This is a genomic window from Actinomadura sp. KC06 (assembly GCF_004348735.1).
Lineage (GTDB): Bacteria > Actinomycetota > Actinomycetes > Streptosporangiales > Streptosporangiaceae > Spirillospora.
In genome coordinates, this window is sequence record NZ_SMKT01000101.1 from 1 (window position 1) to 15,968 (window position 15,968).

At 70.8% G+C, this 15,968-nt stretch carries 17 protein-coding genes; 4 read left to right on the top strand and 13 right to left on the bottom strand.

Annotated features, from left to right (window positions below):
- The coding region (locus tag E1287_RS27945) for a tetratricopeptide repeat protein (RefSeq protein ID WP_131968061.1) at nt 1–1,183 on the top strand (1,183 nt) is incomplete at its 5' end.
- 87 nt (nt 1,184–1,270) lie between these two features.
- On the opposite strand, the gene nagA is transcribed toward E1287_RS27945, so the two are convergent.
- Nucleotides 1,271–2,443: an N-acetylglucosamine-6-phosphate deacetylase gene (gene nagA, locus E1287_RS27950; protein WP_131968062.1), complete on the bottom strand. Its 1,173-nt coding sequence runs from the start codon at nt 2,441–2,443 to the stop codon at nt 1,271–1,273.
- Nucleotides 2,444–2,548: 105 nt separating this feature from the next.
- Here nagA and E1287_RS27955 point away from each other — a divergent pair, with 105 nt between their 5' ends.
- Nucleotides 2,549–3,730 carry an ROK family protein gene (locus E1287_RS27955; RefSeq protein WP_165969211.1) on the top strand — a complete coding sequence of 394 codons (1,182 nt, stop codon included), beginning with the start codon at nt 2,549–2,551 and terminating at the stop codon, nt 3,728–3,730.
- A 44-nt stretch (nt 3,731–3,774) separates the two neighbouring features.
- Here the strand turns inward: E1287_RS27955 and E1287_RS27960 are convergent, their stop codons facing one another.
- The gene (locus E1287_RS27960; protein ID WP_131968064.1) at nt 3,775–4,611 is read right to left on the bottom strand and encodes a helix-turn-helix transcriptional regulator; all 837 of its coding nucleotides are present in this window, start codon (nt 4,609–4,611) and stop codon (nt 3,775–3,777) included.
- A 116-nt stretch (nt 4,612–4,727) separates the two neighbouring features.
- Nucleotides 4,728–5,606 (bottom strand): alpha/beta hydrolase, encoded by an 879-nt coding sequence (locus tag E1287_RS27965; RefSeq protein ID WP_131968065.1) that lies wholly within the window; start codon nt 5,604–5,606, stop codon nt 4,728–4,730.
- Between the two features lie 69 nt (nt 5,607–5,675).
- On the opposite strand from E1287_RS27965, the gene E1287_RS27970 reads away from it, so the two are divergent.
- On the top strand, nt 5,676–6,356 hold the full coding sequence (locus tag E1287_RS27970; RefSeq protein ID WP_131968066.1) for a glycerophosphodiester phosphodiesterase family protein: 681 nt from the start codon (nt 5,676–5,678) through the stop codon (nt 6,354–6,356).
- A gap of 122 nt (nt 6,357–6,478) precedes the next feature.
- On the opposite strand, the gene E1287_RS27975 is transcribed toward E1287_RS27970, so the two are convergent.
- From E1287_RS27975 to ligD (E1287_RS28010), 8 genes are all read right to left on the bottom strand, one after another.
- Nucleotides 6,479–8,041: a DEAD/DEAH box helicase gene (locus E1287_RS27975; protein WP_131968067.1), complete on the bottom strand. Its 1,563-nt coding sequence runs from the start codon at nt 8,039–8,041 to the stop codon at nt 6,479–6,481.
- 465 nt (nt 8,042–8,506) lie between these two features.
- The gene (locus tag E1287_RS27980; RefSeq protein ID WP_207934505.1) at nt 8,507–8,827 is read right to left on the bottom strand and encodes a GlsB/YeaQ/YmgE family stress response membrane protein; all 321 of its coding nucleotides are present in this window, start codon (nt 8,825–8,827) and stop codon (nt 8,507–8,509) included.
- 129 nt (nt 8,828–8,956) lie between these two features.
- Complete coding sequence (locus tag E1287_RS27985; protein WP_131968068.1) at nt 8,957–9,190, bottom strand: DUF3107 domain-containing protein; 234 nt, start codon at nt 9,188–9,190, stop codon at nt 8,957–8,959.
- A 133-nt stretch (nt 9,191–9,323) separates the two neighbouring features.
- Entirely contained in the window at nt 9,324–9,953 is a 630-nt protein-coding gene (locus tag E1287_RS27990; RefSeq protein ID WP_131968069.1) for a TetR/AcrR family transcriptional regulator, read from the bottom strand.
- 253 nt (nt 9,954–10,206) lie between these two features.
- The gene (locus tag E1287_RS27995; protein ID WP_131968070.1) at nt 10,207–10,419 is read right to left on the bottom strand and encodes a hypothetical protein; all 213 of its coding nucleotides are present in this window, start codon (nt 10,417–10,419) and stop codon (nt 10,207–10,209) included.
- A gap of 37 nt (nt 10,420–10,456) precedes the next feature.
- Nucleotides 10,457–11,791: an NAD(P)/FAD-dependent oxidoreductase gene (locus E1287_RS28000; RefSeq protein WP_243719485.1), complete on the bottom strand. Its 1,335-nt coding sequence runs from the start codon at nt 11,789–11,791 to the stop codon at nt 10,457–10,459.
- Between the two features lie 126 nt (nt 11,792–11,917).
- Nucleotides 11,918–12,826: a non-homologous end-joining DNA ligase gene (gene ligD, locus E1287_RS28005; protein ID WP_131968071.1), complete on the bottom strand. Its 909-nt coding sequence runs from the start codon at nt 12,824–12,826 to the stop codon at nt 11,918–11,920.
- Nucleotides 12,827–12,877: 51 nt separating this feature from the next.
- Nucleotides 12,878–13,852, bottom strand: coding sequence for a non-homologous end-joining DNA ligase (ligD, locus tag E1287_RS28010; RefSeq protein WP_131968072.1), 975 nt, complete (start codon nt 13,850–13,852; stop codon nt 12,878–12,880).
- Nucleotides 13,853–13,964: 112 nt separating this feature from the next.
- Here ligD (E1287_RS28010) and E1287_RS28015 point away from each other — a divergent pair, with 112 nt between their 5' ends.
- Complete coding sequence (locus tag E1287_RS28015) at nt 13,965–14,867, top strand: Ku protein (protein WP_131968073.1); 903 nt, start codon at nt 13,965–13,967, stop codon at nt 14,865–14,867.
- 58 nt (nt 14,868–14,925) lie between these two features.
- Here E1287_RS28015 and E1287_RS28020 read toward each other — a convergent pair whose 3' ends face one another.
- Both E1287_RS28020 and E1287_RS28025 read right to left on the bottom strand, forming a co-directional pair.
- Entirely contained in the window at nt 14,926–15,444 is a 519-nt protein-coding gene (locus E1287_RS28020) for a superoxide dismutase family protein (protein WP_165969212.1), read from the bottom strand.
- Between the two features lie 124 nt (nt 15,445–15,568).
- Nucleotides 15,569–15,871, bottom strand: coding sequence for a hypothetical protein (locus E1287_RS28025; protein ID WP_131968075.1), 303 nt, complete (start codon nt 15,869–15,871; stop codon nt 15,569–15,571).
- Nucleotides 15,872–15,968: the final 97 nt, after the last annotated feature.

Here is a 15,968-nt window from a genome sequence, read left to right on the forward strand (position 1 = left end):
GGCCACCACCCTGCTCAACCAGGCCCGGCCCCCCACGGCCAAAGACCCCGCCCACCGGCCGGCCTGGCAGACTCTGCTCCCCCACATCGCTGCATTGGCCGACCGCGCGCCCCCAGACACCGACACGATCGACACCGCGATACTGCTGCACTGGACCGCGTTCTTCCTGGAAGACCAGGGAGCCCTGAATCGCTCCGTCGCCTGCCACAAGCGCGCTCTGATCGGCAGCGAGCGGGTGTTGGGCGTCGATCACCCCGACACGCTGACCTGTCGCAACAACCTCGCTTACGCCTACCAAGGGGTCGGTGATCTGGGGCGTGCGATTCCGCTGTACGAGCAGACCCTGGCCGACCGGAGGCGGGTGTTGGGCGCTGATCATCCCGACACGCTGACCGGCCGCAACAACCTCGCTCACGCCTACAAGGTGGCTGGTGATCTGGGGCGTGCGATTCCGTTGTACGAGCAGACCCTGGCCGATTGCGAGCGGGTGTTGGGCAGTGACCATTCCGACACGTTGGTCTGTCGCAACAACCTTGCTGGTGCTTACGAGACGGTTGGTGATCTGGGGCGTGCGATTCTGCTCTACGAGCAGACCCTGGCCGACCGGAGGCGGGTGTTGGGTGCTGATCATCCCGACACGTTGGTTTCTCGCAACAACCTTGCCTACGTCCTCGACATGGCCGGTGATCTGGAGCGTGCGATTCCGTTGTACGAGCAGACCCTGGCCGATTGCGAGCGGGTGTTGGGCAGTGACCACCCCGATACGCTGGCCTACCGCAACAACCTTGCCGGCGCCTTTGTGACGGCTGGTGATCTGAGTCGTGCGATTCTGCTTTTCCAGCAGACCCTGGCCGATTGCGAGCGGGTGTTAGGTGTCGACCATCCGGACACCCATCAATCTCGCAACAACCTCGCCTACACCTATCAGGAGACGGAAGATCTGGGCCGGGCCATCCCGTTGTTTGAGCAGACTCTGACCGATCGGGAGCGGATGTTGGGTGTCGACCATCCCGACACCCTTCAATCTCGCAACAACCTCGCGTACGCCTACGAGGTGGCGGGTGATCTGGTGCGTGCGATTCCGTTGTTTGAGCAGGCTCTGGCCGATTGCGAGCGGGTGTTGGGCGACGACCATCCGTTTACCAGGATGGTGCGGGCGAACCTGGACGCTGTGCGGGAGTGATGGGCTCGCCCGGGAACATCCAGCATCGGTCGAGTTGCCCGCCGGATCGTGGAGGTGGACGCGCGCGATGCTCACCGTCGGGTGAGATCAGTCGTCTTTGGCGAGTGTTCCGTGGACGGTTGTGCCGTGGGAGATGACCGTGCGGACGTGCAAGTCGTGCGTGAGGACGACGAGGTCGGCGTCCTTGCCGGGCTCGATGGAGCCGGTTTGCTGCCCCAGCCCTAGCATGCGCGCCGGTGTGGTGGCGGTGGCGACGGCGGCTTGGGTGATCGGGATCCCGACGCAGCGCACGGCGTGTCGTAGTGCGCGGTCCATTGTGAGGGTGCTGCCCGCATTGGTGACGCCGTCCAGCAGCGTGACCTTGCCGTCGCGGGCGAGGACGGGTAGCGGGCCCAGGTTGAACTGTCCGTCGCTCACCCCGGCCGCCGGTGTGGCATCGGTGACGAGGGCGATGCGTTCGGGGCCCGCGGCGGCGAACGCGAGACGTGTGGTCGCGCTGTGCAGGTGGACGCCGTCGTTGATGAGCTCGCATGTGACGTTGTCGTGGGTGAGCGCGGCTCCGGCCGGGCCCGGTTCTCGGTGGTGGAACGGCCGCATCGCGTTGAACAGGTGGGTGGCCATGGTGGCGCCGGCCTCGAACGCCCGGTGGGCCTCGTCGTAGCTGGCGTCGGTGTGCCCTACCGCCACGACCGCGCCCGAGGCGACGACTTCGCGGACGAGGTCCATTCCGCCGTCCAGTTCGGGGGCGAGGGTGACGGTGCGGACGGTGCCGTCGCCGCTGGCGAGCAGGTGCCGCAGCGCGTTGACGTCCGGTGCGAGGACGTAGTCGCTGTGATGGGCGCCCCGGTGGTTCGGGTTGAGGAACGGCCCTTCGAGGTGGATACCGGCGATCGAACGGTGCAGCGGGTCGGACGAGCGCATGAGGGCGGCCACCGTGCGGGCCGCGGCCGCCATCTCCTCGACCGGTGAGGTGACGAGGCTGGCCAGCGTGCGTGTGGTTCCATGACGGCGGTGAAACGCGATCGCCCGCAGGATCTCCTGTGGATCCTCCGTCGTCACCTGTGCGCCGTCGCCGCCGTGCATGTGCAGATCCACGAACCCGGGCAGCACGTAGTCCGATCCGAGGTCATGAACCTCGCCCTCGGCCGAGCGCGGGGGATCTCCGGCTCCCGTGGCCGAGATCCGGTGACCGTCCAGAGCGACCCAACCGGGATCCAGGACCCGGTCGGGTGTCACCACGCGGGCGTTGGCGAGGAGCATGATCGTCCCCTTCCTGGGCGTTTGTTCATCTGCTGAGGTTGAGATTATCTTCTCTTGGAGAAAAAAATCTAGGTGCAGGGGCGAGGTCTCTTGGTTGCGATCGGTGTGCGAGGGGTCGGCGATGACGGCGGGTCGGCGGCCGGGCGCGTCCTCACGCTGCTGCAGAGGTCCGGTCCGCTGACCCGCGCGGCGGTCACGGCCGAGCTCGGGCTGGCCGCGAGCGCGGTGGGGACCGCGCTGAGCGACCTGACGGCGCTGGAGCTGGTCCGCGTCGGCGAACCGCTGCGCGACGCCCCGGCCGGACGCGGCAGGCCGTCTCCCGTTGTCGAGGTGAATCCCGACGGGCCCGTGGCCGTCGCCGTTCAGTTGAGCGCGGACCGGGTGACGGCCGGTCTCGTCGGTCTCGATCGCAGGATCAGCCACGTTCGCCAACGTTTCCTGAGCAGGGCTGAGACGGACCCTGGCGTCCTCGTGCCGGGGCTGGCCGACGCGGTCGCCGAGGCCGCGCTCCAGACCGATCGCCGTTGCGTCGGGGTATGTATCGCGATGCCTGGCTTCATTAGGGAATCGGATGGCTTCGTCCGGTCCTCCCTGCATCTGGGCTGGGACGAGGTACCGCTGGCGCGGCGCCTGGCCGGGATGGTGCCGACCGGCATCCCCGTTGCCGTGGGACGAGCCAGCACGCTGGCCGTCCTGGCCGAGTTCCGCTACGGGGCCGGACGTGGCGCCACGAGCATGCTGGCCCTGAACTGCGAGCGCGTCGGCGTCGGCGGCGGGTTCATCGACGCGGGCGGACCGCTCACCGGCGCCGGCCACGCCTTGGAGGCCGGGCACATCATCGTCGAGCCCGGGGGCCTGCGATGCCCATGCGGTGCACGCGGCTGCCTGGAGATGTACGCCGACGCGCGTGCGCTGGCACGCGCCGCCGGACGCCGCCATGACCGCGGCGACACCGCCGCCGAGATCCTCGACGGCGCCGCGGCCGGTGACCGCGCCGCGCGGGAGGCGGTCCGCGTCACCGCCGGCCACCTGGTCACCGGCTTGACCAGCCTCGTCAACACGCTCGCTCCAGAACGCGTGGTGCTCATGGGCTTTCTGGCCGACCTGTACCGCGCCGCCGAGGACTTCGTGCGCGATGGGCTGATGGCGTCGTCCGTCGTCGCCCGCACCGGCCACATCGAGATCGTCACCGGCGAGCTCCGAGACGCCGCCCTCGTGGGCGCGGCCGAAAGAGCCTTCGCCCCGCTGCTCCGAGAACCGCGCACTGCTCTGCGCACATCTCGGTGAGAGCGGTGTGCAGGACGCCCTCAGACCGACGACTCGGGAGCGTCCTAGCGGTTCAGGGCGGTGCGGTGGGTTTCCAGGAGGGCGCGGGAGTCTTCGGGGGAGAGGGCGACCTCTTCCAGCTGCTTCCAGGTGTCCCAGAGGTCGACCGGGGACGCGTCTATGCCGAGCGCGGTGTAGGTGATCGAGATCCGGTCGGTGACGTCGGGGAACTCCAGCACGTCGAAGGAGCCGTGGAGGCCCGCGTGGACGCCGGTGGACGTGGGGATGACGCGGACGGTCGACCGGCCGTCGTCGCAGATGTCGAGCAGGTGGGTGAACTGGGCGTGGATGACGTCCGCGGGGCCGTCGTGGCGCTCCAGCATGTACCCGTCCAGGATCACGTCCAGGGTCCGGGGCAGGCCGCCGGGGCGGTGCTGCTGGCGGTTGCGGAGCAGGTCGAGCTCCTGCTCCACGTCCAGCCTGGGCAGGTGGTAGCCGAAGACCAGGCGGGCGTACTCCTCGCAGCGGACCAGTTCCGGCATCCGCGCGATGCCGAAGGTGTGGACGAGCGAGGACTCCGACTCGACCGTGTAGATGTCGCGGACGAGCGCCTTCAGCCGGCCGACGTGCCGGGCGAGCCAGGGCGGGCCGTCCGGGCGGGAGGCCAGGTCGACCAGGACGTCGCGGATCTTGCGAGGCACGCCGTAGGCGTCCAGGATCTCGCCGATCTCGGCGGGCGTGACCTGGCCGAAGCCCGTCTCGACGCGGGCGAGCCAATCGGCGTTGCGGCCGAGGTGGGACGCAGCGTCGAGGTAGGACAGTTCAAGGAGTTCCCGGATCTTGCGCAGGTGCTGCCCTAGGCTCCGGGCGTTGATATTGGGGGCTCGGTAATCCACCGGCATGCGCCCAGCCTAGGCCGAATCCGGCTTCAGCGCGCAGTCTTCCCGTAGCCGACCGTGGTCAATGCTGGAAGACGAAGGGACCATCACGTAGGGTGATCAGCGCTTTATCCCCTTCCTCACCGGCAGGGGTTTTCTGCCTGGTTCCAGAACGAGATCAGGGCCGTCGCGGTGGTTTCCGGCGCGTCCCAGGCGGGGGAATGGGCCGCGCCGGGAATGACGACCCTGGACGCGTTGAGGCGCTCGGCCATCGCCGCCTGGGCGGACGGCTCCCAGACGTCGTCGTCCTCGCCGTAGAGGACGAGGGTGCGCAGGCTCGTGTCCGCGCAGTGCTTGGCGAGGTCCTCGACGTGGTCGGGGGCGGTGAGGATCTCGTTGGCCATGCAGGCCAGGCCCTTCTCGGAGTTGCCGAGCGTGCGGGCCTTGATGAAGGCGACGATCTCCTGTTCGAGGCCGCGTCCGGCGTAGTCGGGCTCCAGCGCGATCTCCCAGATCGCCTGCATGCCGAGCTGCGGGACGAAGTCGCGCAGCGACCGGGCCTTCGTGGCGGCCTGGCCGGCGACGGCGGACGGGCCGGAGCTCATCAGCGTGAGCGACGCCGGGCGGACCCGGTCGGCGAGCACCGCCTCGCGGCTCACCAGCCCGCCGAACGAATGCCCGACCAGGTGGACGGGGTCGGGGCCCAGCGTTTCGAGGAGCGCGGTGAGGTCTTCGCCCAGCGCAGCCCTGGTGTACGCGGACTCGTCGTCCGGGCCGATGGACTCGTACTGCCCGCGCATGTCGATCGACACGACGCGGCGGCCGGACGCGGCGAGGGTCTGCAGGACCCCGAGGAAGTCCTCCTTGCTGCCCGTGAGGCCGGGGACGAGGAGGGCCGGACGGCGTTCGGGCACACCGGATCCCGGGAGGGCCTCCAGGGCGGCGAACGGGCCGCGGGACGTCTCGATGGTCGTCCGGCGAACGCCGGGGGGCAGCTTCAGGAACCGGGGCGTACTCACAGGTGACCACCATAGTCAATGCGTCAGAGCGGGACCGTGGTGAAAATCTTGCGGTGATAGCGTCGCAGGGTGCGTCCGAAGCCTGCCGTCTCCGCGCATCGCCGCGACGAAGCGGGCCTGACGGGCCTCACCGAGGCCGTCGAGTCCGGTGCCGAGTACGTGGAGATCGACATCCGGCGGACGGGGGACGGGCGGCTCGTCGTCCATCATGACCCCGACCTCGCCGGCCTCCCCCTGAAGCGGCTCAGCTACCAGCGGGCGCAGGAGCTGTCGCCGCGCCCGATCCCGCTGGTCAGCGAGGCCATGGACATCATCGGCGGGCGCGCGCAGGGTCATCTCGACCTGAAGGAGCGCGGCTGCGAGCACGAGACCGTGGCGCTGGCCGTGGAGGCGTTCGGGCGGGACGGCTTCGTCGTCACCACCCGCGAGGTGCTGTCGCTCGTGGAGATCAAGAAGAGCTTCCCCGGGGTCCGGACGGCGCTGTCGGTGGGACGCAACCTGTGGGAACGCGGCGTCGCGCACGATTTCGCGCCGCTGCGCCTCATCCGGAAGGCGGGGGCCGACATGGTCGCCGTCAACCACCGGCTGGCCCGCGTGGGCGTGCTCCGGCAGTGCGGGCGCGCCGGGATCCCCGCCATGGTGTGGACGGTCAACGCCGAGCCGGTGATGCAGCGGTTCCTGCGCGATCCCAGGGTCGCCGTCCTCGTCACCGACCGTCCGGCCACGGCGCTCAAGCTCCGCGACGGTTAGAACCGCTCGCCCGCGCCCGAGACGCTCGCCCGCGCCCGGAGAGGGCCTCGACGGCTCGCCCGCCCCCCAGTGGGCAAGAGAAAACCGCGAGACTGAGCGGAGTCTCGCGGTCGGCTCGTCGGTTATGCGGTCTGGGACTCCGCGGTGTCGGCCGCGGCCGCGGACGGCTTGCCCGCGCGGGTCCGGCGGCGGGGGCTGCGGCTGCGCTTGCGCTCGGTGGCCACGGCGTCGACGACGTTGTCGTCGGCCGCGGGGGCCTCCGACTCCGACGCGGTCGCCTCCACCGGCTTGCCGGCGCGGGTCCGGGACCGGTTGCGCTTGCGGCGGCGCGGCCGCGGGCGCTCCCGGTCATGGTCACGATCGCGGACATGGCTGCTGCGGACCTTGCCGGTCTCGCCGATGTCCTCCAGTTCCTCGGCGTCCAGCCCGGCGCGCCCGTTCCGCAGCTCCGCGGGCAGGCGCCCCTTCGTGCCCTCGGGGATGCCGAGCGTCGCGAAGAAGTGCGGGGACGTCGAGTACGTCTCCTCCGGCTCGGCGAACGGCAGCCCGAGCGTCCCGTTGATCAGCTTCCAGCGGGTGAGGTCGGACCAGTCGACGAACGTGACGGAGACGCCCTCCTTGCCCGCGCGGCCGGTCCGGCCGATGCGGTGCACGTAGGTGTCCGCGCTGTCGGGGCACTCGTAGTTGACGACATGGGTGACGTCGTCGACGTCGAGGCCGCGGGCGGCCACGTCGGTGGCGACCAGCACGCCGATCTTGCCGTTGCGGAACGCGCGGAGCGCCCGCTCCCGCTGGCTCTGCCCGAGGTCGCCGTGCACGGCGGCGGCGTCGAAGCCGCGCTGCGCGAGGTCGGCGGCCACCCGGTCGCAGGCCCGCTTCGTCTGGCAGAAGACCATGGTCAGGCCACGGCCCTCGGCCTGCAGGAGGCGGGCCAGCATCTCCGGCTTGTCCATCTGGTGGGCCTGGAAGACGTGCTGGACGACCTGCGGCGTCGCGTCCGACTCGGTGTGCGACTCGGCCCGGACGTTGGTGGGACGGATGAGGTAGCGGCGCGACAGCGACACGATCTCGCCCGGCATGGTCGCGGAGAACAGCATCGTCTGCCGCTGCGCCGGGATCCGGTCGATGATGCGCTCGATGTCCGGCAGGAAGCCGAGGTCGAGCATGCGGTCGGCCTCGTCCAGCACCAGGATCTCGACCTTGGAGAGGTCGAGGTGCTTCTGCTTGACGAGGTCGAGCAGCCGGCCCGGCGTGCCGACGACGACGTCGACGCCCTCGCGGAGCGCGCCGATCTGCGGCTCGTACGCGCGGCCGCCGTAGACGGACAGCACGCGGGAGCCGAGCTTGCCGCCGGCGACCAGGAGGTCGTCGGTGACCTGGAGGGCCAGCTCGCGGGTCGGCGCGACGACGAGGGCGCGCGGGGCGCGCCCGCCGTGCTCGATGCGCTGCAGCAGCGCGGCGCCGAACGCGAGGGTCTTGCCGGTGCCCGTACGGGCCTGGCCGATGATGTCGTGCCCGCCCAGCGCGATCGGCAGGGCGAGCTCCTGGATGGGGAACGCTTCGACGATGCCCTCCGCTTCAAGGGCATCTGCTATCTCGGGGACGACCCCGAGTTCACGAAAGGTAGTCAGGGCTTTCAGCCTCCAATATGCGGGGTCTCCGCTCCCGGGTGCGGCGCGGCCCATCGGAGGGCGACGCCGTCAGGGCGTGCCCGCCGATCGCTCTTCTCCTGGCCGCGCGCTCGCGCGGGAGGGACCAGCCGTTGCTCAAAATGTTCCGGCGACCGCAGTCAGGGGTCGAAAGCAGTCACTCGCTGTGGCTGCGTGCGGTCACACTCCGCGACGCAGTGTACCGACCGTTGATTGCATACACCAATAGCCGATCACAGTACCCAACGTTTGCATGGTTTGATCTATTCCGCGGCTTGCCCGCCAGGGCGTTCTCGCCGCGGGCGGAGCGGGCGGACGGCCTGGCCGCGAGGCCCGCCGGGCGGCCACTTCCGGACATCGGCGCGTCCTGGGAAGGGGAAGGCCCCCGCTGGCAGCGCGCGGGGGCCTCCGGCTTCGTCGATTCGGTCGGACCCCGGGCGCGGCGGCCTGACGCCGCGCCGGGGCGGCTCCTCCAAGGCCTGGGGGCGGCCTCTCCAGGGCCTAGTAGGTGCGGCGGCGGGGGCGCCAGCCGTGGCGCCGGGTGAGCGGGCCGCCGCGGCGCCGGCCGAGGCCGCGCATGTTCGCCGACGTGAGCGTGGCCACGCCGAGCGCGGCGATCAGGACGGCGAACACGAAGGCGATGAAGGCGCCCGCGCCGAGCGCGTCCGCGATGACCCCGCCGACGATGGCGCCGGCGATGCCGACGAGCACCGTGAGCAGGACGCCGATCGGGTTGCGTCCGGGGACGAGCAGCCGTGCCAAGGCTCCGATGACGGCACCGACGACGATGAACCAGAGGATCGTCGTGAGCATGTCGATCATCCATTCCTTTTCCGTGGGCCGTTGGCCCGTGGTCGGAGATCGATGTGCCCCGGGTGCCAGGATCAAACAAAAGGCTGGTCAAGACCCGGCCGGGTGGAGCGGTTCCGGCCGGTCAGGGTGCTGGTGCCGTCAGGTGTACTGGGTGCCGAAGCCGACGCTGCGCTGCTCGTCCTCGGTGATCTCCAGGTAGCCGACCCGGTCGGCGGGGATGACGACCCGTCCGGCGCGGCGGTCCACGAGGACGAACACCCCGTGCGGATCGGAGAGCGCGTCGGCCAGCGCGGCCTGCACCTCGTCGCCCGACTGCCCGGTGTCGACCACGAGTTCCTTCGGAACGTTCTGCACGCCGATGCGAACCTGCACGCGATGCTCCCGTCGTCCATCACGTCCCGCCGACCACCGGCGGGCCCGTCTCGATGTTCGCACGCGGACGGCCCGGTGCGCCGTCACGCGGTTCGGCCCAGGGTGAAACCGCCTGGCCGGGGCGGCTCGAGGGTCAGGTGTTGTCGCCGGCGCGGGGGAAGCCGGAGATGCCGCGCCAGGCCAGCCGGGCGATGATCTTCTCGGCGGTGTCCTTGGGGATGGCGCGGTGCTGGGACAGCCAGTAGCGGGCGCTGACCTCCGCCATGCCGACCAGGCCCATGCCGAGCAGGTGCGCCTCGTCGCTCGGGGCGTCGGTGTCCTCGGCGATGACCTGGGCGATCATCTCGGCGCACTGCTGGTTGGCGCGGTCGACGCGGGCGCGGACGGGCGCGACGTTGCGCAGGTCGGACTCGAAGACCAGCCGGTACGCCTCGCCCTCGCCCGCCACGAAGTCGTAGAAGGCCCGGATGCTCGCCTGGACGCGCAGCTTGTTGTCCGTGGTGGCCTCCAGCGCCTCGCGGACGATCTTCACCAGGGCCTCGGCGTGCTCGTCCAGCAGGGCCAGGTAGAGCTCCAGCTTGCCCGGGAAGTGCTGGTAGAGCACGGGTTTGCTGACGCCCGCACGCTCGGCGATCTCGTCCATCGCGGCAGCGTGGTACCCCTGCGCGACGAACACCTCCTGGGCCGCGCCGAGCAGTTGCCTGCGGCGCGCCAGCCGCGGCAGCCTCGTGCCGCGGGGGCGTGCGTCCGGGGTCGCGGTCACCACACTCTCCGATCACCGATGTGTGCGGCGGATGGGGGCGTCCGCCGCGCGGGAACAATCCCTCATCCTACGCGTGAGTAACTCCGTCGGTCACGGGCAAAGCCCGCCGACGTTCCTTCACGCAGGTCAGTGTATTTCCGGCGAAGGGGCGGGGGCATCCCCACCCCGATCTTCGGGCGACTTCGTCACCGGTGCGCGGCGCTCCGGCGGGCCGCCTTGCCCGCCTGTGCCGCCTGTGCCGCCCGTGCGGGCGTCAGCGGTAGTCGTCCTCGTCGAGGCGGACCTCGCGGCGCTGCTCGGCGACGTCCGCCTCGTTGACATCGTCGGGGACCTGCGCGAACCACTCCCGCGGGCCCTCGTCCTCGTCGAGCGCGGCGCGCTGCTCGGCGGCGTCGGCCTCGTTGGCCTCGTCCGCGCCGGCGGCCTCGTCGGGTGCCGGCGGTTCCAGGTCGTCGGTCTCGCTCATCAGCGGGTCCTCCTCAAGCGTCCATGCGGGGGGCGCCTCACACGTGCCCGGCCAGCTCCCGGAGCGGCGCCTCGACGGACTCGCCGTAGGTCGGGAACGCGTGGACGACGTCGGCGAGCAGGCTCAGCGGCGTCTCCGCGCGGATGGCCAGCGCGATCTCGCTCATCCAATCCTCGGCGTTGAGTCCGGCCGCGGCGGCGCCGATCAGCAGCCCGCGAGAGCGGTCGGCGTACAGCTCCACCCGGCCGCGCTCGTCGGCTTCGACCGCCGCCCGGGCCGTCGCGGCGAGGTCGTACCCGGCGGTGAGGAGGTCTATGCCGAGTTCCGCCGCCCGCGTCGGCGTGACGCCCACGGAGTAGACGGTGGGCGTGGTGTAGACGACGCGGGGGATCGCCCGGTAGTCGGCTTCGCGGCGTTGCCCAAGGAGGTTGGACAGCACCACCCGCGCCTGGTAGCGGGCCGCGTGTGTGGTGCGCGCGACGCCGGTGACGTCTCCCGCCGCCCACACGCCCCCCGCCTCTGATCTCACCCGGCATGTGTCGTCCACCGGGAGGCCCTGGCCGGGTGCGACCTCGATGCCGAGTTCTTCCAGGCCGAGGCCCTCCACGCGGGGACGGCGTCCGGCGGCGACGAGGATGCGGTCGGCGTCGAGTGTGCCGCCGTCCGACAGCCACAGCCGCAGCCCGGTGTCCTTGCGCTCGACGTTGGCGAGCGCGGCGCCGAGGCGCAGGTCGACGCCCATCCGGCGGAGCGCGTCGGCGAGCACCTCCCCGGCGAACGGCGCCTCCGCGGTCAGCAGCCGCCCGGACGCCTCGATCACCGACACCTGCGACCCGAACGCGGCGTACACCTGCGCCATCTCGCAGCCGACCGGGCCGCCGCCGAGGATCACCAGCCGGCGCGGCAGGTCAGGGACGGACAGCGCCTCGTCGCTCGTCCACACCGGGACGTCGGCGAGGCCGTCGACGGGCGGGATCACCGGCTCGCCGCCGGTGCAGACGATCAGGTCGCCGTAGCCGTGGACGCCGCCGTTCACCGGGCCGTCCACCTCGATCCGGCCGGGTTCGAGGACGCGGCCCCGGCCGCGCAGCACGGTCACGCCGTCCTCGGCCATCCGGGCGACGGCCGGGTCGTCGCCGCGGCGGCCGGTCAGCTCGTCCCGCCGCGCGACGGCCATCTCCCAGGTCTCGCCGCGCCGCGCCGACAGCAGCAGCGACTTGGACGGCACGCACGCGAAGTACGGCGACTCCCCGCCGACCAGGCGGTTCTCGACGAGCGCTACGTCCCGGCCGGCGCGGGCGAGGCCGGACGCCACCAGCTCGCCCGCCGTCCCCCCGCCCAGCACCACGGCGTCGTAGTGGTTCTGCGACAACTTCTCTTCCTTCCGGACACGTGGTGTTCCCCCACAGGACATGGTGGCGGAATCCGGCGGCGGAGAGTGCCGGTTCGACCACTTAGGGCGTTCGGTGTGGGCCAAAGGCGCTCAGGGGAAGGCGTTTCAGGGCAATGGCTGGCGGTCTTCGAGCAGCGGCTCCAGGAGGTCGCCCTGCTCGTCGACGCGGTCGAGCATCTCGGCGGGGCTGAACGTCAGGTCGGCGGCGCTCTCGCAGGCGCCCAGCTCGTCCCACGTGACGGGCGTCGAGACGGACGGGCGGTTCGCCGCGCGCAGCGAGTAGGGGGCGACGGTGGTCTTGGCGGGGTTGTTCTGGCTCCAGTCGACGAAGATCTTGCCCTTGCGCAGCCGCTTGTCCATCTTCGCGACGACGAGGCGGGGATGCTCCTCGGCGAGGCGCTGCGCGGCGGCCTTGGCGTACTCGGACGTCCGCTCCGCGTTCGCCGGCTCCTTGATCGGCACGTACAGGTGCAGGCCCTTCTTGCCGCTCGTCTTCGGGTACGACTCCAGGCCGTCCTCGGCGAGCAGGTCGCGGAGCAGGTGCGCGACCTCGCACGCCTCCACGACCGTGGCCGGGGCGCCGGGGTCCAGGTCGAAGACGATCAGGTCGGGGTTGTGCACCTTGTCCCGGGGCCCGACCTTCCATTGCGGGACGTGCAGTTCCAGCGCGGCGAGGTTGGCGCACCACACGAGCGTCGGCAGGTCGTCGACGACGACGAAGTCGAGCGTGTCGCGTCCGGTGGAGCTGCCGGGGGTCGGGATCGTCGCCGTCCGCACCCAGTCCGGCGTGTGGGACGGCGCGTTCTTCTCGAAGAACTTGGTGCCGTCGACGCCGTCCGGCCAGCGGATCCGGGTGGCGGCGCGGTCCTTCAGGTGCGGGAGCATCACCGGGGCTATGCGGGCGTAGTAGTCGATGACCTCGCCCTTGGTGAAGTCCGGATAGAGGTTCTTGCCGAGGTTGGACAGTGAGAGTTTGCGTCCGTCGACTTCTACGGGCGTCCGTTTGGCGTTCACGGGCGCATCCCAGGCAGGCGTATCCCAGGATCGCTGCTCGGCTTCCCAGGGTCACTGTTCACTGGTGACCTCCAGAGGGTCCTTGTCGTCGCGCAGGCCGCGCCAGGACGGGAAGCGCAGGCGGCCGTCGCGGGTGCGGGCACTGTAGGCGACTTCGCCGACGAGGTGCGGTTCGACCCATTGTGCGTCGCGGGCGAACTCGCGCGGGACGGCCTCGTCGTAGGGGCTGGTCGGACGGCGCAGCGGCCAGAGCGTCTCGTACAGCTCGTCCAGGGCGCGGTCGGAGAAACCGGTGCCGACATGCCCGACGAAGCCGAGCATGCCTTTCACGTCGTACTCGCCGAGCAGCAGCGAGCCCACGCCGCCTTCGCGCCGCCCCTTTCCGGGCTTCCAGCCGCAGACGATGACCTCGCGTGTCATGAAGTTCTTCACCTTGCGCCAGAAGTCGACGCGGCGTCCGGGACGGTACGGGGAGTTCAGGCGCTTGGCGAGCAGGCCCTCCAGGTGCTGCTCGCGGGTGAAGGCGAGCAGCTCGTTCACCTGGCCGGTGTCGCCGCCGTGCAGGTACGGGGGCACCTCGACCGGACCGGTGCCGGCGAGGTCCAGGTCGGCCAGCAGGGTGCGGCGCTGGGAGTACGGCATGTCGTAGAGGAGGTGCCCGTCCAGGTACAGGACGTCGAAGACGACGTACCTGACGGGGACCTCGCGGATCAGTCTCGGGTCGGGTTGGGCCACGTGCATCCGGCGCTGGAGGCGTTCGAAGCTGGGGCGGCCGTCCTCGAAGGCGACGACCTCGCCGTCCAGGATCACGTCGTGGTCGGGCAGGAGATCGGCGAGCGCGGACAGCTCCGGGTAGCGGCTGGTGACGTCGCCGCCGCGCCGGCCGCCCGCCCGGACGCCGTCGGCGGAGACGTGCGACAGGACGCGGACGCCGTCCCACTTCAGCTCCAGACCCCATTTCTCGCCGTCGGAGGGGAGGTCCCCGGTGGCGGCCATCATCGGCTCAACGGGCCACGGCATGGTCATACCGGCGTCTTACCCGGTCCCGCCCCACGGAAAAGGATCAAGGGTCTGATGTGGCGCAAATCGAACGCGATTGCGAGGCTAGGGGCCTGAACGCACTGGGTAAGGACTGGTCATGCGCAGTATCTGGAAGGGCGCCATCTCGTTCGGGCTGGTGACGATACCGGTGAAGCTGTATTCGGCGACCGAGCAGAGGGACGTCAGCTTCCACCAGGTGCACAGGGAGGACGGGGCGCGCATCAAGTACAAGCGGGTGTGCACGGCCGACGGCGAGGAGGTGCCGTACTCCGACATCGCGAAGGGGTACGAGCTGCCGAGCGGGGAGATGGTCGTGCTCACCGACGACGACTTCGCCGAGCTGCCGCTGTCGTCCAGCCGCCGGATCGACGTCCTGCAGTTCGTGGAGCAGGAGGAGGTCGATCCGATCTACTTCGCGAAGTCGTACTACCTGGAGCCCGACGCGCAGGGCGCGAAGCCGTACGTGCTACTGCGGGACGCGCTGGAGAGCTCGGGCCAGGTCGCGATCGTCAAGATCGCGATCCGGCAGCGGGAGTCGCTGGCGACGCTGCGGGTGCGGGAGGGCGTGTTCGTGCTGGAGACCATGCTCTGGCCGGACGAGGTCCGCACCCCCGACTTCGCGTTCCTGGACGAGGACATCGAGGTCCGCAAGCAGGAGCTGTCGATGGCGACCTCGCTGATCGAGTCGATGGAGGGCGAGTTCGACCCGTCGGAGTACAAGGACGCCTACCGGGAGGCGCTCCAGGCGGTGATCGACGCCAAGGTCGAGGGCCGGGAGGTCGCCCGTCCGGCCGAGGAGGCCGCGGAGGAGCCCGCGGCCGACCTGCTCAGCGCGCTGCGCGCCAGCGTCGAGGCGGCGAAGAAGAGCCGCGGCGAGAAGGAGGGGAAGGCGGCGTCCGGGAAGAAGGCTCCCGCGCGCAAGTCGTCGTCCTCGAAGTCGGGGAGCGGGTCGGGGACGAAGAAGGAGCCCGCGAAGGGCCGCGGCCGCAAGTCGGCCTGACCCCGCCACAGGCCCCCTCCTCGCGGCCGCGAGCCGTTCCTCAGAAGGGCGCCGTTCCTCAGAAGGGCACCGTGGTGCAGAGGTTCCGCGCGCCCGCGCCGCCGGTGGCGGGGTCGGTGGGCAGGGCGTGGATGATGACCGACCCGGCCGCCTTCTCGGCGACCCGCCACGGCACGATGTCACCGGAGTGGCCGGTGCCGTCCTTCGCGACCGTGACGTCGAGCCAGATCTCCATCTGCTCCATCGGCAGGTCGTGCGAGCCGTCGGGGTTCATGTAGTGCGGCCCGGCGTCCTCGCCCTTGGGCCCGCACGGGTTCACGTGCACGTGGACGCCGAAGACCTTCCCGGCGGCCTCCGCCGGGAAGCCGGTCGCCCGCAGGAGCACGCTCGTCGTGCCCTCGTCGCGGATGACGGTGATCTTGGTCTTGACGTCCTTGAACGCCTGGTCGTAGACGTAGGTCGGGCCGTCGACCTCGATCTTGTCCAGGCCCGCGTGCGACAGGGCGGGGGCGGCGAGCGTGACGAGCGCGGCGCCTGCCGCCGCCAGCGGGACGGCGGCGCGGACGGATGGTCGCATGACGATCCTCTCCGGGTTGCGGGAGTCTTGCGGGAGCGCTGATCGGTGACTCACGATCATGCCCACGGGGCGGGGGATCTCACCCCGCTCGTCTGCGAGAGGCCGTCCCGGTGCGACGAGCGGATCAGTTGTCGCGGCGGGCGGCGAGGACGCGCCCGAGCGCGGCGGCGGCGGCCGCCGGGTCGGCGCAGGAGGCGATCCGCTCGCCCCAGGCGTAGAAGTAGGACCAGCCGCCGTCCGGCCGTTCCGGGGTGGCGATGACGCTCTCGTTCAGGGCCGGCGTCCGCGGGTCCGCGACGATCGCGGACGGACGGCGGTCGTGCGGTGCGGCCACCTCGACCGTCCAGCCGCGGGAGCGCAGCTCGGCGGTGAGGCGTTCCAGATGCCCGAGCGCCTCCTCCGCATCGGTGATCACCTGCACGGACATGATGCCTCCAAGAAATGCGTGAACGAGAGACGCGCGAACGGCGCGGGGGGAGTGGAATTGAATTCAGTGTCCCGGCGGGTGAGGGAGATCACAAGCG